The sequence below is a fragment of the Ferribacterium limneticum genome, from assembly GCF_020510565.1.
GTDB classification, from domain to species: domain Bacteria; phylum Pseudomonadota; class Gammaproteobacteria; order Burkholderiales; family Rhodocyclaceae; genus Azonexus; species Azonexus limneticus_B.
The window spans coordinates 2,412,399-2,434,932 of the sequence record NZ_CP075189.1; the positions used below are offsets into that span (position 1 = coordinate 2,412,399).

Annotated in this window: 23 protein-coding genes and 4 tRNA genes; 23 read left to right on the forward strand and 4 right to left on the reverse strand. The window is 56.8% G+C overall.

What is annotated here, in order from left to right; genetic code table 11:
- Positions 1 to 1,236: a beta-ketoacyl-ACP synthase II gene (gene fabF / locus KI610_RS11635; RefSeq protein WP_226495132.1), complete on the forward strand. Its 1,236-nt coding sequence runs from the start codon at positions 1 to 3 to the stop codon at positions 1,234 to 1,236.
- 24 nt (positions 1,237 to 1,260) lie between these two features.
- Positions 1,261 to 1,698 carry a hypothetical protein gene (locus tag KI610_RS11640; protein ID WP_226495133.1) on the forward strand — a complete coding sequence of 146 codons (438 nt, stop codon included), beginning with the start codon at positions 1,261 to 1,263 and terminating at the stop codon, positions 1,696 to 1,698.
- Here KI610_RS11640 and nadB read toward each other — a convergent pair.
- Positions 1,673 to 3,253, reverse strand: a complete 1,581-nt coding sequence (gene nadB, locus KI610_RS11645) for an L-aspartate oxidase (protein ID WP_226495134.1) — start codon at positions 3,251 to 3,253, stop codon at positions 1,673 to 1,675. The two genes, KI610_RS11640 and nadB, sit on opposite strands and share 26 nt — an antisense overlap.
- Before the next feature lie 170 nt (positions 3,254 to 3,423).
- Here nadB and rpoE point away from each other — a divergent pair, with 170 nt between their 5' ends.
- The 13 genes from rpoE to nagZ are packed head-to-tail and all read left to right on the forward strand — an operon-like array spanning position 3,424 to position 13,571.
- The gene (gene rpoE / locus KI610_RS11650) at positions 3,424 to 4,023 is read left to right on the forward strand and encodes an RNA polymerase sigma factor RpoE (protein WP_226495135.1); all 600 of its coding nucleotides are present in this window, start codon (positions 3,424 to 3,426) and stop codon (positions 4,021 to 4,023) included.
- A gap of 2 nt (positions 4,024 to 4,025) precedes the next feature.
- Complete coding sequence (locus KI610_RS11655) at positions 4,026 to 4,460, forward strand: SoxR reducing system RseC family protein (protein WP_226495136.1); 435 nt, start codon at positions 4,026 to 4,028, stop codon at positions 4,458 to 4,460.
- A gap of 24 nt (positions 4,461 to 4,484) precedes the next feature.
- Positions 4,485 to 5,909, forward strand: a complete 1,425-nt coding sequence (locus KI610_RS11660; RefSeq protein WP_226495137.1) for a DegQ family serine endoprotease — start codon at positions 4,485 to 4,487, stop codon at positions 5,907 to 5,909.
- 10 nt (positions 5,910 to 5,919) lie between these two features.
- Positions 5,920 to 6,144 (forward strand): glutaredoxin family protein, encoded by a 225-nt coding sequence (locus KI610_RS11665; protein WP_264178835.1) that lies wholly within the window; start codon positions 5,920 to 5,922, stop codon positions 6,142 to 6,144.
- Positions 6,145 to 6,203: 59 nt separating this feature from the next.
- A complete protein-coding gene (lepA, locus tag KI610_RS11670) occupies positions 6,204 to 7,994 on the forward strand; it encodes a translation elongation factor 4 (protein WP_226495139.1) in 1,791 nt (596 codons plus the stop codon).
- Between the two features lie 8 nt (positions 7,995 to 8,002).
- Positions 8,003 to 8,791 carry a signal peptidase I gene (gene lepB, locus KI610_RS11675; protein ID WP_226495140.1) on the forward strand — a complete coding sequence of 263 codons (789 nt, stop codon included), beginning with the start codon at positions 8,003 to 8,005 and terminating at the stop codon, positions 8,789 to 8,791.
- 6 nt (positions 8,792 to 8,797) lie between these two features.
- Positions 8,798 to 9,151 carry a DUF4845 domain-containing protein gene (locus tag KI610_RS11680; RefSeq protein ID WP_226495141.1) on the forward strand — a complete coding sequence of 118 codons (354 nt, stop codon included), beginning with the start codon at positions 8,798 to 8,800 and terminating at the stop codon, positions 9,149 to 9,151.
- A 3-nt stretch (positions 9,152 to 9,154) separates the two neighbouring features.
- Positions 9,155 to 9,823 (forward strand): ribonuclease III, encoded by a 669-nt coding sequence (gene rnc, locus KI610_RS11685; protein ID WP_226495142.1) that lies wholly within the window; start codon positions 9,155 to 9,157, stop codon positions 9,821 to 9,823.
- On the forward strand, positions 9,820 to 10,704 hold the full coding sequence (gene era / locus KI610_RS11690; protein ID WP_226405559.1) for a GTPase Era: 885 nt from the start codon (positions 9,820 to 9,822) through the stop codon (positions 10,702 to 10,704). The genes rnc and era overlap by 4 nt, the downstream gene beginning before the upstream one ends.
- Positions 10,701 to 11,429: a DNA repair protein RecO gene (gene recO, locus KI610_RS11695; RefSeq protein WP_226495143.1), complete on the forward strand. Its 729-nt coding sequence runs from the start codon at positions 10,701 to 10,703 to the stop codon at positions 11,427 to 11,429. The genes era and recO overlap by 4 nt, the downstream gene beginning before the upstream one ends.
- Positions 11,426 to 12,181: a pyridoxine 5'-phosphate synthase gene (locus KI610_RS11700; protein WP_226495144.1), complete on the forward strand. Its 756-nt coding sequence runs from the start codon at positions 11,426 to 11,428 to the stop codon at positions 12,179 to 12,181. The genes recO and KI610_RS11700 overlap by 4 nt, the downstream gene beginning before the upstream one ends.
- On the forward strand, positions 12,178 to 12,555 hold the full coding sequence (gene acpS / locus KI610_RS11705) for a holo-ACP synthase (RefSeq protein ID WP_226495145.1): 378 nt from the start codon (positions 12,178 to 12,180) through the stop codon (positions 12,553 to 12,555). Before KI610_RS11700 ends, acpS begins: the two co-directional genes overlap by 4 nt.
- Positions 12,552 to 13,571: a beta-N-acetylhexosaminidase gene (gene nagZ, locus KI610_RS11710; RefSeq protein ID WP_226495146.1), complete on the forward strand. Its 1,020-nt coding sequence runs from the start codon at positions 12,552 to 12,554 to the stop codon at positions 13,569 to 13,571. Before acpS ends, nagZ begins: the two co-directional genes overlap by 4 nt.
- Positions 13,572 to 13,624: 53 nt before the next feature.
- Here the strand turns inward: nagZ and efp are convergent, their stop codons facing one another.
- Entirely contained in the window at positions 13,625 to 14,182 is a 558-nt protein-coding gene (efp, locus tag KI610_RS11715) for an elongation factor P (protein ID WP_226405584.1), read from the reverse strand.
- Positions 14,183 to 14,221: 39 nt separating this feature from the next.
- On the reverse strand, positions 14,222 to 15,313 hold the full coding sequence (gene earP, locus KI610_RS11720) for an elongation factor P maturation arginine rhamnosyltransferase EarP (protein ID WP_226495147.1): 1,092 nt from the start codon (positions 15,311 to 15,313) through the stop codon (positions 14,222 to 14,224).
- Between the two features lie 15 nt (positions 15,314 to 15,328).
- On the opposite strand from earP, the gene KI610_RS11725 reads away from it, so the two are divergent.
- From KI610_RS11725 to KI610_RS11760, 8 genes are all read left to right on the forward strand, one after another.
- The gene (locus KI610_RS11725) at positions 15,329 to 15,976 is read left to right on the forward strand and encodes a uracil-DNA glycosylase (protein WP_226495148.1); all 648 of its coding nucleotides are present in this window, start codon (positions 15,329 to 15,331) and stop codon (positions 15,974 to 15,976) included.
- Positions 15,977 to 15,985: 9 nt separating this feature from the next.
- Positions 15,986 to 17,797, forward strand: a complete 1,812-nt coding sequence (gene uvrC / locus KI610_RS11730) for an excinuclease ABC subunit UvrC (protein WP_226495149.1) — start codon at positions 15,986 to 15,988, stop codon at positions 17,795 to 17,797.
- A gap of 3 nt (positions 17,798 to 17,800) precedes the next feature.
- Positions 17,801 to 18,379 (forward strand): CDP-diacylglycerol--glycerol-3-phosphate 3-phosphatidyltransferase, encoded by a 579-nt coding sequence (gene pgsA / locus KI610_RS11735; RefSeq protein WP_226495150.1) that lies wholly within the window; start codon positions 17,801 to 17,803, stop codon positions 18,377 to 18,379.
- Positions 18,380 to 18,434: 55 nt separating this feature from the next.
- Positions 18,435 to 18,510: transfer RNA gene (locus tag KI610_RS11740), tRNA-Gly, on the forward strand.
- A gap of 54 nt (positions 18,511 to 18,564) precedes the next feature.
- Positions 18,565 to 18,638 (forward strand) — tRNA-Cys (locus KI610_RS11745).
- A gap of 7 nt (positions 18,639 to 18,645) precedes the next feature.
- A tRNA-Gly gene (locus KI610_RS11750) sits at positions 18,646 to 18,721 on the forward strand.
- A gap of 70 nt (positions 18,722 to 18,791) precedes the next feature.
- Positions 18,792 to 18,877: transfer RNA gene (locus tag KI610_RS11755), tRNA-Leu, on the forward strand.
- Between the two features lie 11 nt (positions 18,878 to 18,888).
- A complete protein-coding gene (locus KI610_RS11760; protein ID WP_226495151.1) occupies positions 18,889 to 19,350 on the forward strand; it encodes a DUF1178 family protein in 462 nt (153 codons plus the stop codon).
- A 75-nt stretch (positions 19,351 to 19,425) separates the two neighbouring features.
- Here the strand turns inward: KI610_RS11760 and KI610_RS11765 are convergent, their stop codons facing one another.
- Positions 19,426 to 22,521 (reverse strand): error-prone DNA polymerase, encoded by a 3,096-nt coding sequence (locus KI610_RS11765; RefSeq protein WP_226495152.1) that lies wholly within the window; start codon positions 22,519 to 22,521, stop codon positions 19,426 to 19,428.
- Positions 22,522 to 22,534: the final 13 nt, after the last annotated feature.

A 22,534-nucleotide genomic window follows, 5' to 3' on the forward strand; every position in this document is an offset into this window, starting at 1 on the left:
TTGGCACGTCGCAGAGTCGTAATTACCGGTCTGGGCATTGTTAGCCCGGTCGGAAACACCGTCGAAGAAGCCTGGCAGAATATTCTTGCTGGCAAATCCGGTATTGCCGCTGTCACCAAGTTCGATACCACAACCTTCCCGGTGCAATTCGCCGGCGAGGTCAAGAACTTTGACATTACTCAATATATTTCCGCCAAAGACGCACGCCGGATGGATCACTTTATCCATTTTGGCCTGGCTGCTGGCATTCAGGCCGTTCGAGACGCCGGCCTGGACAAAGAAAACGTCGTGGATCTCGAACGCGTTGGCGTTGCCATCGGTTCCGGTATCGGTGGCCTGCCACTGATCGAAGCGACCAAGGAAGAATATACCGCCGGCGGCGTACGTAAAGTGTCGCCATTCTTCGTGCCGGGTTCGATCATCAACATGATCTCTGGCAACTTGTCGATCGAGTTTGGCTTCAAGGGACCGAATATCGCCTTGGTTTCAGCCTGCACGACCGGTACGCACTCCATTGGCGACGCGGCACGTATCATCGAATACGGCGACGCGGATGTCATGGTTGCCGGCGGTGCCGAATCAACCGTATCGCCGCTGGGTATGGGTGGCTTCTGCGCCGCTCGTGCGCTATCGACCCGCAATGACGATCCGACCACGGCCAGCCGGCCATGGGACAAGGATCGCGACGGTTTCGTGCTGGGCGAGGGTGCTGGCGTCATGGTGCTTGAAGAGTACGAGCACGCCAAGGCTCGTGGCGCCAAGATCTATGCCGAACTGGTCGGTTACGGTATGAGTGCCGATGCTTATCACATCACCGCGCCGAATATGGATGGCCCGCGCCGTTCCATGGTCAATGCGTTGAAGAATGCCGGCATCTCTCCATCTGATGTCCAGTACCTGAATGCCCATGGGACTTCGACGCCGCTTGGCGACAAGAACGAATCGGACGCCGTCAAGGCAGCTTTCGGTGATCACGCCTACAAGCTGGTGGTTAACTCAACCAAGTCGATGACTGGTCATCTGCTGGGTGGTGCCGGTGGTATCGAGTCCTTGTTTACGGTCTTGGCCATTCATAATCAGATCTCGCCGCCGACGATCAATATCTTCAATCAGGATCCGGAATGTGATCTTGATTACTGTGCCAATACGGCACGGCCGATGAATATTGAGTATGGCCTGAAGAACAACTTCGGCTTCGGCGGAACCAACGGATCGCTGGTCTTCAAGCGCATCTAAGCCAGTTCTGCAGGAAAACGAACGGTGCAGTTTCCGATCACCATCGGACTGCACCGTTCGCGCATTCTGGATGTGATGCTTCTGATTATCACCATGCTGACAAGTGCAACGATCCTGGGCTTTCAGTGTTCGGACTCAATGCGTGCGGGTCTGTTGATTGCCGTCCTGGTTTTGGGAATACAGGCTTGGTATGCCCTGAAGCCAAGCATCAAGGCAATCCGACTCGAACGCAACGGAGACATTTTGATCGCACGGGTCGGCGAAGGTGATTTTGTACAGGCGATACCCAAACCAGGGGCAACCATTCACCCTTGGCTGAGCATCATCCGTCTGACGACAGAGGACGGTCGAACCTCAACGCTGATTGCTACGGTCAACCGGAAAAATAGCGAAAATTTAAGACGCTTGCGGATGTTTATACGCTGGCAAGCGAATTTCAGCGGGCCGAACGACGACGCCTGAGCACCGTATTTTTTGCCTTGCTAGCCATTTCCGGAAAGTCCCGGGAAAAATGCAACCCGCGGCTTTCTTTGCGCTGCATAGCGCAACGAACAATCAAATCCGCGGTAACGACCAGATTACGCAATTCGATCAGGTCATGGCTGACCCGGAAGTTGGCGTAGAACTCTTCGATTTCGCGCATCAACAGGCCAATGCGGTGCTTGGCGCGTTTCAGGCGCTTGGTTGTACGGACAATTCCGACGTAGTCCCACATAAAGCGGCGAAGTTCATCCCAATTGTGGGAAATAACCACTTCTTCGTCGGCATCGGTAACCCGACTTTCGTCCCACAGTGGCAATGAAGGGACGGTCGTAGTTTTTTTCTCCAGAATATCCTGGACGACCGCTTCCGCGAACACAAGGCATTCGAGCAGGGAGTTCGAGGCGAGACGATTGGCGCCGTGCAGCCCGGTGCACGATGCCTCTCCAGCGACATAGAGCCCGGCAACATCGGTTCGACCGCGCAAATCACTGACAATGCCGCCGCACGTATAGTGCGCCGCTGGAACGACCGGGATCGGTTCCTGCGCGATATCGATCCCCAGCTCCAGGCAGCGCGCATGAATATTGGGGAAGTGATTGCGGATGAAGTCCTCACCCTTATGGGAAATATCGAGGAACACACAATCAAGGCCGCGCTTCTTCATCTCGAAGTCGATAGCCCGGGCGACGATGTCGCGTGGTGCCAATTCGGCGCGATCATCATGTTCGGGCATGAAACGGGTGCCGTCGGGCAGGCGGAGGAGGCCACCTTCACCACGCACCGCCTCTGAAATCAGGAAGGACTTGGCCTGCGGGTGATACAGGCAGGTTGGATGGAATTGAATGAACTCCATGTTGGACACTCGGCAACCCGCACGGTAGGCCATCGCGATGCCATCGCCAGTCGAGGTATCCGGGTTGGTCGTATAAAGATAAACCTTTCCTGCGCCACCGGTCGCCAGCAGGGTGTTGGCTGCGCCGATGGTGACGACCTCGCCGTCGCGGTTGTTCAGGATATACGCACCAAAACAGCGTTTTTCACCGGTCCCCAATTTGTCGCCAGTAATCAGGTCGATGGCGATGTGGTCTTCCAGCACCGTAATGTTCGGGTTGGCGCGGACTTTTTTGGTCAGGGTGTCCTGGACTGCCATTCCGGTGGCATCGGCTACGTGAATGACGCGACGGGCACTATGTCCGCCTTCGCGCGTCAGGTGATAGCCTGCATCGTCTTTGGTAAAGGGAACACCTTGCTCGATCAGCCATTCGATGGCATGTCGGCCGTTTTCGACGACGAAACGCGTTGCCTTTTCATCGTTCAGCCATGCGCCCGCGATCAGCGTGTCCTGAATATGCGCTTCTATTGAATCACGGCTGTCGAGAACCGCAGCAATTCCACCCTGAGCCCAGCCGGAGGCAGAGTCTTCAAGGCTGCGTTTGCTGACCAGAACGACACTGCAATGGGATGAAGCCAGTCGCAAGGCAGCGGATTGGCCCGCCAGCCCGCTACCAATAATAAGGACATCGAATTTCTGCACGCTGTTCTCTATAAGAGTTATTTTGCGCCAAATATAGCACGCAGAAAACGATTCATCCGGTTACAGATAGTCACAAATAGGGATAAATACCTATCGGCTTCGTGAAAATGGCTGCGCTATACTTGTGCCATAAAGAAAGCAACGACCAAACCCCAGGGAAAACGAGAGCCATGAGTGAGCGCGAGATCGATCAAATACTGGTCGAGCGGGCGCAAGGCGGAGATAAGCACGCCTTCGACCTGTTGGTGAGCAAATACCAGCGCAAGCTGGGGCGTTTGCTGTCGCGTTTCATTCGCGATCCGGCAGAAGTTGAGGACGTTTCCCAGGAGGCATTCATCAAGGCCTATCGAGCCCTGCCGTCATTTAGAGGCGATAGTGCCTTTTATACCTGGCTGTATCGCATTGGCATAAACACCGCCAAAAATTACCTTGTTTCACAGGGCCGCAGGGCACCGACAACAACCGAATTTGACAACGACGAGGCTGAGACTTTCGATGATGCGTCGCAGTTGCGCGATATCAACACGCCGGAAAGCCTGCTTCTGACCAAGCAGATTGGCCAAACAATCAACGCAGCCATGGATGCGCTTCCTGAAGAGTTGAGAACGGCCATTGTGCTTCGTGAAATTGACGGCATGTCCTACGAGGAAATTGCCGGCATCATGGATTGCCCGATTGGCACGGTGCGCTCCCGGATTTTTCGCGCTCGTGAGGCGGTAGCAGGGAAACTGCGTCCATTGCTCGACACCGCTTCAGACAAGCGCTGGTAAGCATGGTTTCCGAACAAACTACTATCAAAGCCATTGTCCGCACTCTGGATGGCAAGTTTGCCAACGTCGAGGTCGAGCATGGGGGCTGCGGACGCTGCCATGAAGAAGGGGGCTGCGGTGGCCAGCAGCTTACTCAGATGTTCTGTGGTGGACAGAAAACCTACCGGGTCGAAAATACTATCGGTGCCGATATCGGTGAGCGGGTAACGATCGGAATCGCAGCAGGTAGTGTGAGCCGCACTGCGAATTTTGCCTATATTTTGCCGTTGACCGTAACAATCGTCGGCGCAGCGCTGGGCGCATTATTCGGTAGCGACTTGAGCGCCATTATCGGAGCCGGCATTGGACTGAGCATTGCATTCTTGTATGTCATAGCTCATTCGCACGGCAAGACTGGAAATCTTACTGAACGCCCTCATATCATTTCCCGTTCCTGATCGAATTCGGAGGTTATGTCGTCCATGAAGCGCCTGATTACTTTTTTTCTCATTGGGTTCCTCAGTTCGTTTGCCTTTGCTCAGATGCGAGGATTGCCAGACTTTTCCGAACTAGCTGAAAAACAAGGTCCGGCTGTCGTCAATATCAGTACGACACACGTCGTGCGCGGACAGTCCCAGGTAATGCCGTTTCCGTTCGATGAGAACGATCCGGCCTTTGAGTTTTTCAAGCGGTTTGTTCCCCGTCACCCTGGCGGTGGCATGCCGCGTGATTTTGAGAACAAGTCGCTTGGGTCTGGCTTCATCGTCAGCGGTGATGGCTATATTTTGACCAACGCCCACGTTGTCGATGGTGCCGACGAAGTAACGGTGCGCCTGACCGACAAACGCGAATTCAAGGCCAAGACCATTGGGGCCGACAAGCGGACGGATGTCGCGTTGCTCAAGATCAGTGCAACCGGTCTCCCGGTTGTCAAGCTAGGTGATCCGGCGCAACTGAGGGTTGGTGAGTGGGTTGTGGCGATTGGCTCCCCCTTCGGTTTCGATAACTCGGTAACCGCTGGCATAGTCTCGGCCAAAGGCCGCTCGTTGCCGCAGGAAAACTATGTGCCTTTCATTCAGACCGATGTTGCGATCAACCCCGGCAACTCCGGTGGGCCGCTATTCAACATGCGCGGTGAAGTAGTCGGTATTAATTCTCAAATTTACAGTCGTAGCGGCGGTTACATGGGCGTTTCCTTTGCCATTCCGATCGATGTGGCCATGGAAATCCAGAACCAGTTGCGCGCCTCTGGCAAGGTCAGCCGAGGTCGACTGGGGGTCGTCATTCAGGAAGTCAGCAAGGAACTCGCCGAGTCATTGGGCTTGGGAAAGCCAATGGGCGCCGTGGTTAACTCAGTAGAGAACAATGGCCCGGCCGAAAAAGCGGGCATCGAGGCTGGTGACGTCATCCTCAAATTCGACGGAAAGACCATCAACAATTCGGCGGATCTACCCCGCATGGTGGGCATCACCAAACCCGGAACACGCTCGACTGTTCAGGTCTGGCGGAAGGGGACAACTCGCGAAATCGGTGTCGTCATTGGCGAGGTGCCCGATGACAAATTGGCTAGTGCAAAACCACAACGTAGCACCAAGTCAGCTGAGCAGACAGCAAATCGTCTCGGCTTGGTAGTTAGCGAATTGACTGCAGAACAGAAACGCGAATTGAAGATGAATTCCGGTTTGCTGATCGAGGATGTCCGTGGCACAGGCGCCCGAGCCGACTTGCGGCCGGGCGATATCATCATTGCCGTCATCAGCAAAGGTGCGACAACCGAGGTCAAGGCGACCGATCAGTTCAACAAGCTTCTCGCCCAGTTCGAGAAAGGAAGCAATGTCACGCTGCTGATCCGGCGCGGCGAACTGCAGACCTTCATTACGATCAAAGGTTTGAATGGCGCCAATTGAGCTAACCCTCATGAGTCGCGGCTACTGTCACCTCTGTCACGACATGGAGTTGGCGCTGAAGCCGCTAGCGGAAGAGTTTGGTGCTTCAATCACCGTGCTTGATGTCGATGCAGACCCCGTCCTTGAGGCCAGGTACGACGAGTTGGTACCGGTGCTGCTACATGGCGAGATCGAGCTTTGCCATTACTTTCTGGATGAAGCCAAAACCCGTGAATATTTGGCTGGAATCCGCTAAAATTCAGGGTCTTCTGAAAAGGGAAGGGCGCCGGACAGCGCCCTTTTTTACTGGCACCAATGGATCATATTAGAAACTTCTCGATCATTGCGCATATCGACCACGGCAAATCAACGCTGGCCGATCGTATCATTCACCTCTGCGGCGGACTTTCCGATCGCGAGATGGAAGCGCAGGTGCTCGACTCCATGGATATCGAGCGCGAGCGCGGTATTACTATCAAAGCCCAGACAGCAGCCCTGAGTTACAAGGCGCGTGATGGCAAGATTTACAATCTGAACCTGATTGACACACCGGGACACGTCGACTTTTCCTACGAAGTCTCCCGTTCCCTGTCGGCCTGCGAAGGCGCCTTGCTGGTCGTTGATGCATCTCAGGGTGTCGAAGCACAGACTGTGGCCAACTGCTACACGGCGCTCGAGCTTGATGTAGAGGTTGTGCCGGTATTGAACAAGATCGACCTTCCTTCGGCCGATCCGGAAAATGCCCGCCAGGAAATTGAAGATGTCATCGGGATTGACGCCTCCGAAGCTGTGCTTGCTTCCGCCAAGACCGGTCTGGGTGTCGAAGATATCCTGGAGGCCGTTGTCGCCCGCATCCCGCCGCCCAAGGGTGATCCTGAAGCACCACTCAAGGCATTGATCATCGATTCGTGGTTCGACAATTACGTCGGCGTTGTCATGCTGGTACGCGTTGTTGATGGTGTCTTGCGGCCCAAAGACAAAATACTCTTCATGGCGACGGGGGCTCAGCAATTGTGCGAGCTGGTTGGCGTTTTCGCCCCGAAGTCCGAGTCACGTGAAGCACTGCGAGCAGGTGAAGTCGGTTTCGTGATTTCCGGCATCAAGGAACTGCAGGCCGCCAAGGTGGGCGATACGATTACCAGAATGGACCGCAAGGCCACCGAAGCGCTGCCTGGTTTCAAGGAAATCAAGCCGCAAGTCTTTGCCGGGTTGTACCCCATCGAATCCAACCAGTACGACTCGCTGCGCGAATCGCTCGAGAAGCTGAAGCTCAACGATGCTTCGCTGCACTACGAACCAGAAGTCTCCCAGGCGCTTGGTTTTGGTTTCCGCTGCGGCTTCCTTGGCTTGCTTCATATGGAGATCGTCCAGGAACGTCTGGAGCGTGAGTTCGATCAGGATTTGATCACCACTGCGCCAACGGTGGTCTATCAGGTCGTCATGCGTGATGGTTCGATCGTCGAGGTCGAGAACCCGGCCAAACTGCCGGATATCACCAAAACGGAAGAAGTTCGCGAACCGATCATCACGGCCACCATCTTCGTGCCGCAGGACTATCTGGGTAATGTCATCACGCTATGTAACCAGAAACGTGGCAATCAGGTCGACATGCACTATCACGGCCGCCAAGTAAAGCTGGTCTATGAGATGCCGATGGCCGAAGTCGTGATGGACTTCTTCGACAAGCTGAAATCCTGCTCGAAGGGCTATGCCTCGCTTGACTACGATTTCAAGGAGTACCGCGCGGCCGATGTTGTGAAACTGGACATCCTGATCAACAGTGAAAAGGTCGATGCCCTGTCGCTGATTGTGCACCGTGCCAATGCGCAGTATCGCGGTCGCGAGTTGGCGAGCAAAATGCGTGAGCTTATTCCCCGTCAGATGTACGACGTAGCCATTCAGGCAGCTATCGGCTCACACATTATTTCGCGCGAGAACGTCAAGGCAATGCGTAAGGACGTGCTGGCCAAGTGCTACGGCGGCGATATCTCTCGCAAGAAGAAGCTGCTGGAAAAACAAAAAGCCGGCAAAAAACGAATGAAGCAAGTCGGTAGCGTCGAAATTCCGCAGGAAGCCTTTCTGGCCGTGCTGCGTGTCGATAACTGAGAATAGCGATGAACTTTGCCCTGATTCTGTTTGTGCTGCTGGTCGTCACCGGTGTGCTGTATGCGGTGGATGTCCTCAAATTTCGAAAGTTGCGGGCAAGAGATGCGAAGGAGCCTCTCTGGGTGGAGTGGGGGGCTGGTTTCTTTCCCGTCATCCTGATCGTTTTCGTTCTGCGCTCCTTTCTGTTCGAGCCGTTCAAGATTCCCTCGGGCTCGATGATTCCGACTTTGCTGGTTGGTGACTTTATTCTGGTTAACAAGTTCACCTACGGTATTCGTCTGCCGGTGATAAACAAAAAAATTATCGACATAAACACTCCGCAGCGGGGCGATGTCATGGTTTTCCGTTATCCGGAAGATCCATCGCTCGATTACATCAAGCGTGTTGTTGGCTTGCCCGGTGACACCGTGACCTATCAGAACAAGCGACTGACCATCAATGGTCAGGCTGTCCCGACGCAAAAGACAGGGGACTATCTGCATCCGGAGCGACTTTATTACTCAGAGCAGTTTATCGAAAAGTTTGGAGATGCCGAGCATCTTGCTCTGAACGATGCTGATGCTCCTGCCTTTATTCCGGATGCTGCCCGCTTTCCGTACCGTGAAAATTGCACTTACAATGCAGCAGGCGTGAGTTGCAAGGTGCCAGCCGGTCACTACTTCATGATGGGTGACAATCGTGACAACAGCCGTGACAGCAGGGCCTGGGGGTTCGTACCCGAGGCGAACATCGTCGGCAAGGCGTTCTTTATCTGGTTAAATTTCAGCGATTTCAGCCGGATCGGTTCATTCAGGTAAGAGGATATGATGAAAAATCAACGTGGCGTTGCCCTGTCCGGGCTGATGTTCTGGAGCATCGTTCTCATTCTGGTTGCCGTGTTGGGCATGAAAGTAACCCCGACTTTTATTGAATACCAGAAAATTCTCAAGGATATCAAGGCGACTGCGGCGAAAGCCGGGCCTGATTCGACTGTATCTGACGTCCGTAATTCGTTTGACAAGTTTGCCGATATTGATGCTCTGGACTTCAAAGCCAATCAACTCGATATTTCGAAGGATAATGGCAAGATCGTCATTTCATTTGACTATGAAAAACGCATCCCGCTTTTCTGGAACGTCAGCTTGTTGATTAACTACAAGGGGTCGACCGCTGGATAAGGCATGACCGCATCCTCTGTTGCCCGTCAACTCGGCCACTCGTTTTCCGACCCGCTTCTTCTTCGGACCGCGCTGACCCATCGTAGCTTCGGGATACCAAACAACGAGCGCCTTGAGTTTCTCGGTGACGGTATTCTCGACTGCGCCATCGCTGCAGCCTTGTTCCATCGCTTCCCGGACCTGCCGGAAGGTGATCTTTCCCGATTACGCGCCAACCTGGTCAATCAGGATGCCTTACACCAACTGGCTGTTGGTCTGAATATCGGCGATGCCCTGCGTCTTGGCGAGGGCGAGCTGAAAAGTGGTGGGGCGCTACGTCCATCCATTCTGGCCGATGCGCTGGAAGCCCTGTTCGGCGCCATTTATCTCGATGCCGGTTTTTTGGCGGCGCAGGCCGTCATCGATAAACTCTATGCGCCATTACTTGCCAAGCTGAAGCCCGGTGAGTTTCAAAAAGATGCAAAAACCCGTTTGCAGGAATGGTTGCAGGGGCGTAAGAAGCCATTGCCACGCTATCAACTGCTCGAAGCTACCGGGGCAGCCCACGAGCAACGCTTCGAGGTAGCCTGCGAAATCGAATCCCCTTTATTGCGAACTGTCGGCCATGGTTCAAGCCGGCGCATTGCCGAACAGGTTGCTGCCGACAAGGCGCTGAAAGAACTCACTGCATGAAAAAATTCCGTTCCGGATATATCGCCATCGTCGGTCGTCCCAATGTTGGTAAATCGACACTGCTCAACAAGCTAATCGGCGAAAAGATCAGCATCGTCTCGCGCAAGGCGCAGACTACGCGGCACCGCATCACCGGCATTCTGACCAAGGATGATGCACAGTTCGTCTTTGTCGACACGCCTGGTTTTCAGACTAAATACTCCAATGCGCTGAATCGGGCGATGAATCGCGGCGTGACGCAAACGCTGAGCGATGTCGACGTCGTGATTTTTGTCGTCGAGGCAGGCCGTTATGATGCCAAGGACAAGGCTGTCGTTCGCCTGCTGCCAAAAGACCGACCGGTCATCCTGGTCGTCAACAAGACCGATTTACAGAAGGATCGGGCAGCCTTGCTGCCATTCCTGGCCGAGGTTGCAGCCGATCACGATTACGCGGCCATCATCCCGGTCAGCGCCGCCAAGGGCCGGCAAACCGAGGATCTGCTGAATGAGGCCAAGAAGCATCTGCCCAACGATGGCCTGATGTTCCCGGAAGATGACCTGACTGACAAAAGCGAACGTTTCCTTGCTTCCGAATACATCCGCGAAAAGGTCTTTCGCCTGCTTGGCGACGAACTGCCGTATGCCACAGCAGTCGAAATTGAGCGGTTTGAAACCGAAGGCGATTTGCGCCGGATTTTTGCCGCTATCGTTGTCGACCGTGAGGGTCACAAGGCCATCGTGATCGGCAAGGGCGGCGAGCAGCTCAAACGTATTGCCTCTGAGGCGCGACAGGATATGGAACGCCTGTTCGGCGGCAAGGTTTATCTTGAAATCTGGGTCAAGGTAAAGTCGGGCTGGAACGATGACGAGCGCCTGCTGAAGAGCCTCGGCTACGAATGAACCTGCGCAGCAAAGTCGACGGCCAGCCGGCTTATGTTCTGCACAGCTATCCCTTTCGGGAAACCAGCCTCATTGTTGAAGTATTTTCCCGCGATTTCGGGCGGATGGCTTTGCTGGCACGCGGTGCGCGCCGTCCTCGTTCGGCGATCCGTGGGCTGCTCATGGCCTTTCAGCCGATCGAAATCGGCTGGGCCGGCAAGGGCGAAGTGCTGACCCTGATGAAAGCCGAATGGCAGGGCGGGCAGCCCTTGCTCTCCGGCGAGGCACTGTTCTGTGGCTATTACCTCAACGAACTGCTGATGCACCTGTTGCCGCGCGAAGATGCGCATGAGCAGCTATTCGCCCACTACACCAAAATGCTGGCGCGACTGGCGGCAGATCCATCGGGTAAAGTCCGCGAGGCTGACTTGCGCAGCTTCGAAAAAGCCCTCCTGCAGGAACTGGGCTATGGCCTAACGCTGAATCACGACAGCGCCGGCAGCCCGATCCAGCCCGAAGCGTTTTACACTTACCGCATGGAACAAGGGCCGGTGCGCCTTGAACACGAAGAGGCAGCGGCCCAGGTCGTTATTGGCAAGACCTTGCTCGATCTCGAGGCTGAGGACTTTTCCGACCCGCGTTCGCGCTATGAAAGCAAGGCCTTGATGCGCACGCTGATGGCCTATTATCTAGCTGGAAAAGAACTGGAAACACGCAAGATATTCAAGGAGTTACAGGAGTTATGATCGAACTTGGCGTCAATATCGACCACGTGGCGACCATCCGCCAGGCCCGCCGGACTTACGAGCCAGACCCGGTCTGGGGCGCTGTTGAAGCTCACTTGGGCGGGGCCGATGGCATTACCGTGCATCTGCGCGAAGATCGCCGTCATATTCAGGATGCAGATGTTCGTCGCCTGCGTGAAACTACCCAGATCAAGCTCAATCTCGAAATGGCGGCGACCGACGAAATGGTCGGCATTGCCTGCGCTCTCAAGCCGGAAATGGCCATGCTGGTTCCCGAGGGACGCCACGAGGTCACGACCGAAGGGGGCCTCGATATTCTGGCGCAGGAGGCTCGACTAAAGGATGTCATCTCGCGCCTGGCCGATGCCGGCATCGTGACCAGCGTATTCATCGATGCCGAAGTGGCGCAAATCGAAGCCGCCGCCCGGATTGGCGCTAGCGTCTGCGAAATCCACACTGGCCCCTATGCACACGCCTTTTACGACAAAGGCCGCGATGCCGAAGCGCCGGCTGTGCTCACCGAACTCGACAAGGTACGGGTGGCCGGGCAAGCTGTACGCCAACTCGGCATGCGTTTCAATGCCGGGCATGCGCTCAATTACTACAACGTCCAGCCAATTGCACGATTGGCCGGAATACGCGAGCTCCACATCGGCCACGCCATCATCAGCCGCGCCATTTTCGTTGGTCTGCGCGAGGCGGTCCGCGAAATGGAAGTCCTGATGCGCGAAGCAGCGAATTCCCCCGAATGATTTACGGCATCGGCACCGACATCGTCGCCGTTGCCCGCCTGCGCGGCATGTGGGAGCGGCATGGCGACAAGGCGCTGGAGAAACTATTGGCGCCGCAGGAAATGGAAGAATTTGCCAAGGCGGCCGACAAAGGTCGCTTTCTCGCCAAACGTTTTGCCGCCAAGGAAGCCTTCAGCAAGGCGCTGGGCACCGGCGTGCGCCCACCGGCCACGCTGACGGCGATTGCGGTCGGTCATAACGATCTGGGCAAGCCGGAACTGATCTTCCACGGTCAACTGGAAAAAATGCTCAAAAACAAAAACCTCAACGCCCATCTTTCGATCAGCGACGAAGCGGAATACGCCGTCGCCTACGTCATTCTGGAGCACGCATGACGCATTTGCCGCTCGGCCCGCTGATGATTGACATCGCCGGCACCGAACTGACTGACCTCGACCGCGAACGGCTCTGCCACCCGCTGGTTGGCGGGATCATCCTCTTCTCCCGGAACTATGCCGATCCCGAGCAACTGTCGGTCTTGACCGCGGCAATCCACGCCCTGCGCACACCCGCGCTGCTGATTGCCGTCGATCACGAAGGGGGCAGGGTGCAACGCTTCCGTGACGGTTTCACCCGTTTGCCGGCGATGGCTACGCTGGGGAAAATGTGGGACGAAAATATTCAAGATGCACTCGCCGCCGCCCGCCAGGTAGGCTATGTCCTGGCCGCCGAACTGCGTGCCCGCGGCGTCGATTACTCCTTCACGCCGGTCCTCGACCTAGACTACGGCCCGTCGCGCGTCATCGGCGACCGGGCCTTCCATCGCGAGCCGGCAGCCGTCATCACCTTGGCCGCCGCTCTTGGCGAAGGCCTGGGATTGGCCGGGATGGGCAGCTGCGGCAAGCATTTTCCGGGGCACGGCTACGTCATTCCTGATTCGCACGTCGAATTGCCGGTCGATGATCGGGCACTGGAAGCCATGCAGGAAGACATCCTTCCCTACCGGAAACTACCACTCGATGGCGTCATGGCGGCACACGTCATTTACAACTGCGTAGATTGTAATACTGCCGTATTTTCAAATAAATGGATAAGTTATTTGAGAAATGACATCAAGTTTGATGGGGTGGTTTTTACAGACGATTTGTCGATGGCCGGCGCCGGTGTGGTCGGTGGCATGCTCAACCGCGTCGAGACAGCCTACAACGCAGGCTGTGACATGCTGCTGGTATGTAACGCGCCGGATGTCGTCGGCGAAGTACTCGAAAACTGGAAACCGGAAATCGATCCGGTGCGCGGCAAGCGAGTCGAGGCACTGATTCCCGATGTGCCCGCCAAGGACTGGCAGGCATTGCAATCTGATAGCGGGTATACCGCCGCCCAGCAGACCATCGCAAAACTGATGGCCTGAAATGCATTCGGGCAGCCGAAGCTGCCCGAATAAAACACTGAAGAAGCCGCGGATTACTTGACGCGGTTCTTGTATTCGTCGGTACGGGTGTCGATTTCGATCTTGTCGCCAATGCTGACGAAAGCCGGAACCGGCAGTTCAAAGCCGGTAGCCAGCTTGGCCGGCTTCATGACCTTGCCGGAAGTGTCGCCCTTGACGGCCGGCTCGGTGTAGATCACCTCGCGCACAACGCTGTTCGGCAGTTCGACGGAAATAGCCTTGCCGTTGTAGAAAACGACTTCGCAAGCTAGGCCATCTTCCAGATATTTCAGCGCGTCAGTCATGTTCTCGGCTTCGACTTCGAACTGCTCGTAGTCGGCATCCATGAACACATACATCGGATCAGCGAAGTAGGAATAGGTGACTTCCTTTTTGTCGAGAATGACCTGTTCGAACTTGTCATCGGCCTTGTAAACCGCTTCGGAAGCGGCACCGGTCAACAGGTTCTTGAGTTTCATTTTGACAACAGCGGCGTTGCGGCCGGACTTGTTGTATTCGCTCTTCTGAACGACGAGCGGGTCGGCACCGACCATAATGACGTTGCCGGAGCGGAGTTCCATTGCGGTTTTCATTCGGGATTCTCTAAGATCAGAAAAGGGAAAAACGTTAAATTATACATTGGCCGCACAGAATTTGACGAGTGCCGTGGCCAAATCGGGGTTCGCGGCCAGCCTTTCGGCCCAATGCCGGTTGTGGCGGGCAATGGCAACCCTGCTGTCAACGAAGCCCTGCCAGGCTGAAGCGATATTGCGGCCCAGATTCCATGCGACAAACATCCTGCGGACGACTGTTTTCATTTGCTCATCCAGTCCTTCGCCATAGCACCCGAGAAACGCCTCCAGCTTGGTCAGATGCGCCCCGTCGTCCTGCGGGTAAACGTGCCAGACAAACGGCTTGCCGGCCCACTGGGCACGCACAAATGAATCCTCGCCGCGCACGAAATTGATGTCGCAGCGCCAAAGCAAGCGATCGAAATCGTCAATCGGCATGAAAGGGATCGGCTGAATCAGCGCGTTGCCAAGTTGCCACGGCCCGCTTCCGCCCAAATGAGCCTGCACTGCCGCCAATGGCTTACCCGGTGGCACATGACAAACAAGGGGGGTAGCCGAATCCCGGAATGCGTCCAGCAAGGCGCCCACAGGTGCCTTGTCATAGCAAAACAGGCTGACCTCAAGCGAGTCGCTTGCCGGAGTGGCCGCAATACAGCGATCACGCTCGGCAAACAAGCCGTTTTCCCGCAGCAATCCACCGGTCTTTGCAGAAAACCCCGGGAAAAAGAAATATTTAATCAGGGGAAGGGTGGGGTGGGGCGACGCCATGCCGTGACACTCTTCAGCCCAGGATTCTGCGCTCAGGTATTCAAGATTGATCCAGCACGGTTTTGGCGAAGACTGGCTCATTGCCGCCAGATACTCTGTTGGTAAGTCGCAGGCGAAAGCTTCGATAACGACATCCGCCGAGCAGTCGACCGCAGCATCCTCAGCCCAGAGACAAATTTCAACGCCCTGATACGACTGCCTTGCTTTCGACGGATCCACCGACGGACACAAGGGTTGCAGGCTGGCCAGATCGTCAACCCACAAACGTACCTCACGGCCGTGCTCGGCCACCAGTTGCCTGGCAAGACGCCAACAAACGCCGATGTCGCCGAAGTTGTCGATAACCCGGCAAAAAATGTCCCAATGAAGCTGCATGGCCGCCATGCTAACATCTCTGCCATGTCAAGATTTCAAGATCCCACCGGCTGTACAGCCTGCCCACGACTGGCCGAGCACCTTTCCAACATTCGTCAGCGCGATCCCGACTGGCACGCCCTGCCGGTTCCAGCCTTTGGCTCCCTTGATGCAGAACTTCTTGTCGTCGGCCTCGGCCCTGGCGAAAAAGGGGCCAACCGGACCGGTCGCCCCTTTACCGGTGACGTCGCCGGCGAACTGCTGTACCCCGCTTTGCATCGCTTCGGTTTTGCCAGCCAACCTGAACCGCTGGGGGCCGACCATTGGGCCAATCCAGCCATGCAACTGAGCAATTGCCGCATCACCAATGCGGTGCGTTGCCTGCCCCCAGCGAACAAGCCGACAACGGCTGAAATCCGCCAGTGCAACAGACATTTGAAGGACGAACTGGCCGCGATGCCCCGACTCAAAGTCATCGTCGCCCTTGGCGCAATCGCCCACCAGGCGCTGCTCTGGGCATACGGCCTCAAACTCAAGGAATTCACCTTCGGCCACAATGTCAGCCACGCCTTGCCGGACGGGCGAATACTTGTCGACAGCTATCATTGCAGTGGCTATAACTGGCGCACCGGCAGGCTTTCCCGTGAAAGCTTCGAAGCGGTGTTTGCCGGGGTCAAAACCCACCTCGCCTGAACCCGCTCGATGAGTTTCGATGCCAAAGCCTTTCTGGCTACGCTGACTGAATTACCCGGCGTCTATCGCATGCTGGACGCCAACGCCGCCGTTCTTTACGTCGGCAAGGCCAAAAACCTCAAGAAGCGGGTTTCGTCGTATTTCCGGGAAAATGTGTCCAGCCCGCGCATAGCGCACATGGTCAGCCAGATCGCTACCGTGGAAACCACGGCAACGCGCACCGAGGCCGAGGCGCTGTTGCTTGAAAACAACCTGATCAAGTCGCTTTCGCCGCGCTACAACATCCTTTTCCGCGACGACAAGTCCTACCCCTACATCGTTCTGACCAAAGGAAAATTCCCCCGGCTCGGCTTCTTTCGCGGCAACCCCGATCGCAAGGCCGACTACTTTGGCCCCTATCCATCAAGTTGGGCGGTGCGCGACAGCATCCACCTGATGCAGAAAATGTTCCGCCTGCGCACCTGCGAAGAGTCCGTGTTCGCAAACCGTTCGCGGCCATGCCTGCTGTATCAGATCAAACGCTGTAGCGGACCATGTGTCGGATTGATCACGCCGGAAGATTATGCGACGGATGTTCAACTGGCCTCGATGTTCCTGCTCGGCAAACAGCAGGAAGTCTCAAAGCGCCTGAATCAAGCAATGGAAGCGGCTTCCGCACGCCTCGCCTTTGAACAGGCCGCGGTCTATCGGGATTTGATTCAGTCACTGCGCCACGTACAAGAAAAACAGTTTGTCTCTAGCAACAAGGGCGAGGACATGGATATCCTGGTCGTCCACAAGGAAGCAGGGCAGTTGTGCGTCAACCTGGCCATGGTCCGGGGCGGCCGACATCTCGGCGACCGCCCGTTCTTTCCGATCAATGCTGGCGAATCCGATCCGGCCGACGCCTGCGCCGCTTTCATCCGTCAGCACTACGCTATTCACCCGGCCCCTTCACGCTTGCTGGTTAACTCATGGCCGGCCGAAGATGAGCCAGGAGAGAGCGAAGCGGTGCTGGCAGAACTGGCCGGGCGCCTGGTTCCTGTCATGCAGGCGCGCAGCCTTTCGCACAAAGCCTGGGTCGAGATGGCATTGCAGAACGCCAAATTGGCAATTCTGGCGCGCAGTCAGGCAACCGAGCAGCAGGAAAAACGTCTGGCAGCACTGCAGGAAGCCTTGCAGCTACCTGAACCCGTCGTACGTATCGAATGCTTTGACATCAGTCACACGATGGGCGAAGCAACCGTAGCCTCATGTGTGGTCTACCAGGAAAACCGCATGAAAAACGCTGATTACCGGCGTTTCAATATTCGCGACATCACGCCCGGCGACGACTATGCAGCCATGCGCCAAGCCGTCAGTCGTCGCTACGATGGCATTGCTGCCGGTGAGGGTACGGCACCTGACCTTATCCTGATCGACGGTGGAAAAGGGCAGGTCGCTTCCGCCTTTTCCGCCCTTGCCGATCTTGGCCTGGCTCATTTGCCGATGATCGGTGTCGCCAAAGGCGAAGGACGCAAACCAGGCTTGGAATCACTCATTTTCCCGGATGGTCGCGAGCCATTACAATTGCCGGCGGAACACCCCGCGTTGCACCTGATCCAGGAAATACGCGACGAAGCTCATCGCTTCGCCATCACAGGCCATCGTGCCCAACGTGGCAAGGCGCGAAAAACCTCAACACTGGAAAGCCTGCCGGGCGTTGGTCCGGCCCGCCGAAAAGCACTCGTTGCCCGATTTGGCGGCCTGCCTGGCGTACTCGCCGCCAGCCCGGAACAGTTGTCCGAAGTGCCGGGCATCAGCCGGGATATGGCTGAAAAGATACATTCCGCATTACACTGAACCATGCCCTTCAATCTGCCCATCCTGCTGACCTGGCTTCGTATCGTGGCGATACCGCTGCTGATTACTGTTTACTACCTGCCGGCAGACTGGGCGACGTCGCATGAACGCGATCTCGCTGCAACCTCCATTTTCGTCGCTGCCGCCCTGACCGATTGGGCCGACGGCTATCTGGCGCGAAAGCTCGACCAGACATCGGCCTTTGGTGCTTTTCTCGACCCGGTAGCCGACAAACTGATGGTCGCTGCAGCGCTGATCGTGCTCGTCGAACTAGGCAGAACCGATGCCATCGTCGCCACGATCATCATCGGCCGAGAAATCACCATTTCAGCACTGCGTGAATGGATGGCCAAGATTGGCGCAGCAAGAAGTGTCGCTGTGTCGATGCTCGGCAAGATCAAGACAGCCGCACAAATGCTCGCCATTCCCATCCTCCTTTATTACCAGCCGCTGTTTGGCGCTGATACGCAAAGACTCGGTAACTGGTTGATCTGGATAGCCGCCTTGCTGACGCTCTGGTCAATGGGCTACTACCTGCGCATGGCCTGGCCAGAAATTGCAAAAAGAACCGCAGAAAAGTAGGGGGCCAATGTTGACAATTCCCTTGTGTCGCCTATAATGCGCGCTCTGTTTCAGCGCGGCAGTAGCTCAGTTGGTAGAGCGATACCTTGCCAAGGTATAGGTCGAGAGTTCGAGACTCTTCTGCCGCTCCAGATTTTCTGAAATTGGATTTTGGTTAGTCCGGTTTTTAGTAGTAAAAGAGGCACGGCGCGATAGCAAAGCGGTTATGCACCGGATTGCAAATCCGTGTAGGTCGGTTCGACTCCGGCTCGCGCCTCCAAGGTTTTGCGGCAGTAGCTCAGTTGGTAGAGCGATACCTTGCCAAGGTATAGGTCGAGAGTTCGAGACTCTTCTGCCGCTCCAAATAGAAAAGGGAAAGCGCTGGTCGCTTTCCCTTTTTTCATATCGGGCGCCGATATAATGATTGCACCCAGCCCGGGTGGTGAAATTGGTAGACACAAGAGACTTAAAATCTCTCGCTCTTTGAGTGTACGGGTTCGATTCCCGTCCCGGGCACCACGAATGAACACATGATCATCTACGACCTTAACTGCGAGAACAATCACCGGTTTGAAGGGTGGTTCCAGAATGCCGGCGCTTTTGAATCCCAGTTGGAGGATAAGCTTGTTTGCTGTCCGCAATGCGATAGCCACAACGTCCTTCGCGTGCCGTCGGCGGTCGCCATTTCCGGGCATCATGCCGAGCCGGTTGGGGTGACGTCGGTCAGTGCCGCAAAAGCACCGACAAGTACCGCTTTGATGCCGGTCGGGACGCAAGCCATGGCGCTTTATCGCCAGCTCATCCAGACCATCGTCAGTCACAGTGAGGATGTTGGTCACTCGTTTGCCGATGAGGCACGCAAGATTCATTACAACGAAGCGCCTCAGCGCCCGATTCGCGGCCACGCCAGCGAGGATGAATGCGAAGAGCTGAGGGACGAGGGCATCCAGATTCTTAATTTGCCGCTGCCCAAGGATGAGGATCTGAACTGATCCTCTTTTTCTTCTCGCTACATTATTTAACATAATACAAATTATGCGCTAATTTGATGGGTCGAATCGACTAGATCAATGAAAATCCCGGCTCGACGTTTCGAGCCGGCCCAGCCAGGCGGAAAGGTCAACCAGTCGCTTGGCGACGAGATGAACGACTTCGCCTTCAATCTGCAATTGTCCATAGACACCGAGCAGTGTCGCGCCGAGCAATTCGCGGCGTTGCTTTTCGACCTGTTGCGGATGGACGACGACATTGACCAGTCCACTTTCATCTTCGAGCGTGACGAACACGATGCCGGTTGCGGTGCCCGGTCGCTGGCGACCGACGACGATGCCGGCGGCACGGATCAGGGCGCGGTGGCCGGCGTTTTTGAGATCGGCTGCCGTGACGAATCGACGCTCAAACAGATGCTGGCGGAGCAGCGCCAGAGGGTGACGACGCAGGGTCAGGCCGAGGCTGCGGTAATCGGCGACGAGGTTTTCGGCTTCGCTGGGCATAGTCAGTTCGGCATCCGGCTCGCTGATTGTTGTGCCGGCGAAGAGATCGCCCTGCACCGCCGCCGCTGGTTTTTCCACGCCAGCCGCCCAAGCCGCTTGCCGACGGTGGCCGGCCAGACTCTGCAAGGCATCGGCGGCGGCCAGTTGATCGAGGTCGCGGCGTTGCAGACCGGCCCGTGCGCTGAGATCGGCAATATTCAAAAATGGGTGATTTTTCCGGTTGACCGTGGCAATGCGCTCGGCGACCGCTTTCGAGAAGCCGGATATCTCGCGCAGGCCAAGACGGACGGCGCCGCGCTCATCGATGATGCTGTCCCAGTCGCTGACCGTAACGTCGGGCGGCAAAACGGTCACGCCGTGGCGCCGGGCGTCCTGGATCAGCATCGACGGCGAGTAAAAACCCATAGGCTGGCTGTTGAGCAGGCCGCACAGGAAGATGGCCGGATGGTGGCGCTTGAGCCAGGCCGAGATGTAAACAAGCAGCGCGAAGCTGGCGGCGTGCGATTCGGGAAAGCCGTATTCGCCGAAGCCCTGAATTTGCTGGATGATGCGCCGGGCAAAGCTTTCCGGCAGATCGTTGGCGGCCATGCCGGCAAGCAGTTTCTGTTCGAAGGGTTCGAGGCCGCCCTTTCGCTTCCAGGCGGCCATCGCCCGGCGCAACTGGTCGGCCTCGCCGGGCGTGAAATTGGCGGCGACGACGGCCAGTTGCATGACCTGCTCCTGGAAAATCGGCACGCCGCAGGTGCGTTTGAGCACCTCATCGACGGCCGGCGTGATTTTCTCGATACGTTCCCTGCCCTGCCGCCGCTTGAGGTAGGGATGCACCATGTCTCCCTGGATCGGCCCGGGGCGGACGAGCGATACCTCGATGACCAGATCGTAGAAATTTCTTGGCCGCAGGCGGGGCAGCATGGCCATCTGGGCGCGCGATTCGACCTGGAAGACGCCCATGCTGTCGGCGTGGCAGAGCATTTCATAGGTTTTCGGGTCTTCGGCCGGGATGTCGGCCATCTTCCACGGTCGACCGGAAATTTGGCTCAAAATCGAAAGCATGCGGCGGATGGCCGAGAGCATTCCCAAGGCCAGCACATCGACTTTCATGAGGCCGACGGCGTCGAGATCATCCTTGTCCCACTGGATCACCGTGCGCTCGGGCATCGCCGTGTTTTCGACCGGGACCAGCCGGGCCAGCGGGCCGCGTGACATGACGAAGCCACCAACGTGCTGGGTCAGGTGGCGCGGAAAACCGCGCAACTGGCCGGCAATCCACAGCCATTTCTCGACGCGTGGCGAGGTTGGGTCGAGACCCTGCTCGGCGAAGCGCTCGGGCAGTTGCTCACGTTTGTCCCACCAGGCCAGCGAGGCGGTCAGGGCGTCGATGCGCGCCGTCTCGAAACCGAGCACTCTGCCCGCATCGCGCAGCGCGCCCTTGGTCCGGTAGGTGATCAGCGCCGCGGCCAGCGCCGTCCGCTCGCGGGTGTATTTTTTGTAAATATAGGCGATGACCTCGGGGCGGCGTTCGTGCTCGAAATCGACGTCGATGTCCGGCGGCTCGCCGCGCTCCTTGGAAATGAAGCGCTCGAACAGCATGCCGGAACGATCCGGACTGACTTCGGTGATGCCCAGCGCAAAGCAGACAATCGAATTGGCCGCCGAGCCGCGCCCCTGGCACAGGATATCGACGCTGCGGGCGAAGCAGACGATGTCGTACACCGTCAGGAAATAGGCCTCGTATTTGAGCTCGGCGATCAAGGCCAGTTCATGCTCGACGATCTTTCGAACCTGATCCGGAACGCCTTGCGGATAACGATTCAGCAAGCCGCGCTCGGTTTCATGGCGCAGCCAGGAGGTTGGCGTATGGTCGGTTTCGACGATTTCCTCCGGATATTCGTAGCGCAGTTCATCGAGCGAGAAGCTGCACAGATCGGCGATTTTCAGCGTTTCCGCCAGCAGTTCTGGCGGATAGAGGCGCGACAGGCGCAGGCGTGTCCGCACATGCCGCTCGGCGTTGGGAAACAGCGCGTAACCAGCCTCGAAAACCGTCGTTTTGAGGCGCAGAGCGGTCAGCACATCCTGCACCGGCCGCCGGGCCTTGACGTGCATATGGACATCGCCTGCCGCCACCAGCGGCAGACCGCAAGCCGCGCCGAGCGATTGCAGATCGGCCAGCTTGGCCGCATCATCCGGCCCGGCGTGGAGTTCGACGGCGATCCACGCCCGGCCAGGAAAACGCTCGGCCAGCCAGCGACCATCGTCGACCGAGGCAGCCTCGCCCGGCACCCACAGGACCAGGCAGTCGGGCACCGCGCCATTCGGCGACACGACATTGAGGTCGTGCCGTTGCAATGCGTAAGCGCCCTTTTCCGCCCGCCGCCGAGCCAGCGTAATCAGCGCAGAGAGGTTTCCGTAGCCCTCACGGTTTTTGGCCAGGAAAGCCAGTTTGAGGCCATCGACAGTCGTCATTTCGCTGCCGACGATCAGTTTCAACCCGGCTTGCTTGGCCGCCTGATGCGCCCGCACGATGCCGGCCAGCGAACATTCGTCGGTCAGCGCCAAGGCTGTATAGCCTTGTGCCGCAGCCTGCTCGATCAGTTCAGCCGGATGCGAAGCGCCGCGCAGAAAACTGAAATTGGAGAGGCAATGCAGCTCGGCATAGTCGGGCAAGGACATGATGTCACCGGCG

Coding starts and splice junctions, on each gene's coding strand:
- lepA (WP_226495139.1), top strand. CDS start 6,204: ATGGATCATATTAGAAACTTCTCGATCATTGCGCATATCGACCACGGC.
- KI610_RS11665 (WP_264178835.1), top strand. CDS start 5,920: ATGAGTCGCGGCTACTGTCACCTCTGTCACGACATGGAGTTGGCGCTG.
- KI610_RS11700 (WP_226495144.1), top strand. CDS start 11,426: ATGATCGAACTTGGCGTCAATATCGACCACGTGGCGACCATCCGCCAG.
- KI610_RS11760 (WP_226495151.1), top strand. CDS start 18,889: ATGATCATCTACGACCTTAACTGCGAGAACAATCACCGGTTTGAAGGG.
- pgsA (WP_226495150.1), top strand. CDS start 17,801: ATGCCCTTCAATCTGCCCATCCTGCTGACCTGGCTTCGTATCGTGGCG.
- rpoE (WP_226495135.1), top strand. CDS start 3,424: ATGAGTGAGCGCGAGATCGATCAAATACTGGTCGAGCGGGCGCAAGGC.
- KI610_RS11680 (WP_226495141.1), top strand. CDS start 8,798: ATGATGAAAAATCAACGTGGCGTTGCCCTGTCCGGGCTGATGTTCTGG.
- earP (WP_226495147.1), bottom strand. CDS start 15,313: ATGGCGGCCATGCAGCTTCATTGGGACATTTTTTGCCGGGTTATCGAC.
- era (WP_226405559.1), top strand. CDS start 9,820: ATGAAAAAATTCCGTTCCGGATATATCGCCATCGTCGGTCGTCCCAAT.
- rnc (WP_226495142.1), top strand. CDS start 9,155: ATGACCGCATCCTCTGTTGCCCGTCAACTCGGCCACTCGTTTTCCGAC.
- efp (WP_226405584.1), bottom strand. CDS start 14,182: ATGAAAACCGCAATGGAACTCCGCTCCGGCAACGTCATTATGGTCGGT.
- recO (WP_226495143.1), top strand. CDS start 10,701: ATGAACCTGCGCAGCAAAGTCGACGGCCAGCCGGCTTATGTTCTGCAC.
- acpS (WP_226495145.1), top strand. CDS start 12,178: ATGATTTACGGCATCGGCACCGACATCGTCGCCGTTGCCCGCCTGCGC.
- uvrC (WP_226495149.1), top strand. CDS start 15,986: ATGAGTTTCGATGCCAAAGCCTTTCTGGCTACGCTGACTGAATTACCC.
- KI610_RS11725 (WP_226495148.1), top strand. CDS start 15,329: ATGTCAAGATTTCAAGATCCCACCGGCTGTACAGCCTGCCCACGACTG.
- lepB (WP_226495140.1), top strand. CDS start 8,003: ATGAACTTTGCCCTGATTCTGTTTGTGCTGCTGGTCGTCACCGGTGTG.
- nagZ (WP_226495146.1), top strand. CDS start 12,552: ATGACGCATTTGCCGCTCGGCCCGCTGATGATTGACATCGCCGGCACC.
- KI610_RS11655 (WP_226495136.1), top strand. CDS start 4,026: ATGGTTTCCGAACAAACTACTATCAAAGCCATTGTCCGCACTCTGGAT.
- KI610_RS11765 (WP_226495152.1), bottom strand. CDS start 22,521: ATGTCCTTGCCCGACTATGCCGAGCTGCATTGCCTCTCCAATTTCAGT.
- KI610_RS11660 (WP_226495137.1), top strand. CDS start 4,485: ATGAAGCGCCTGATTACTTTTTTTCTCATTGGGTTCCTCAGTTCGTTT.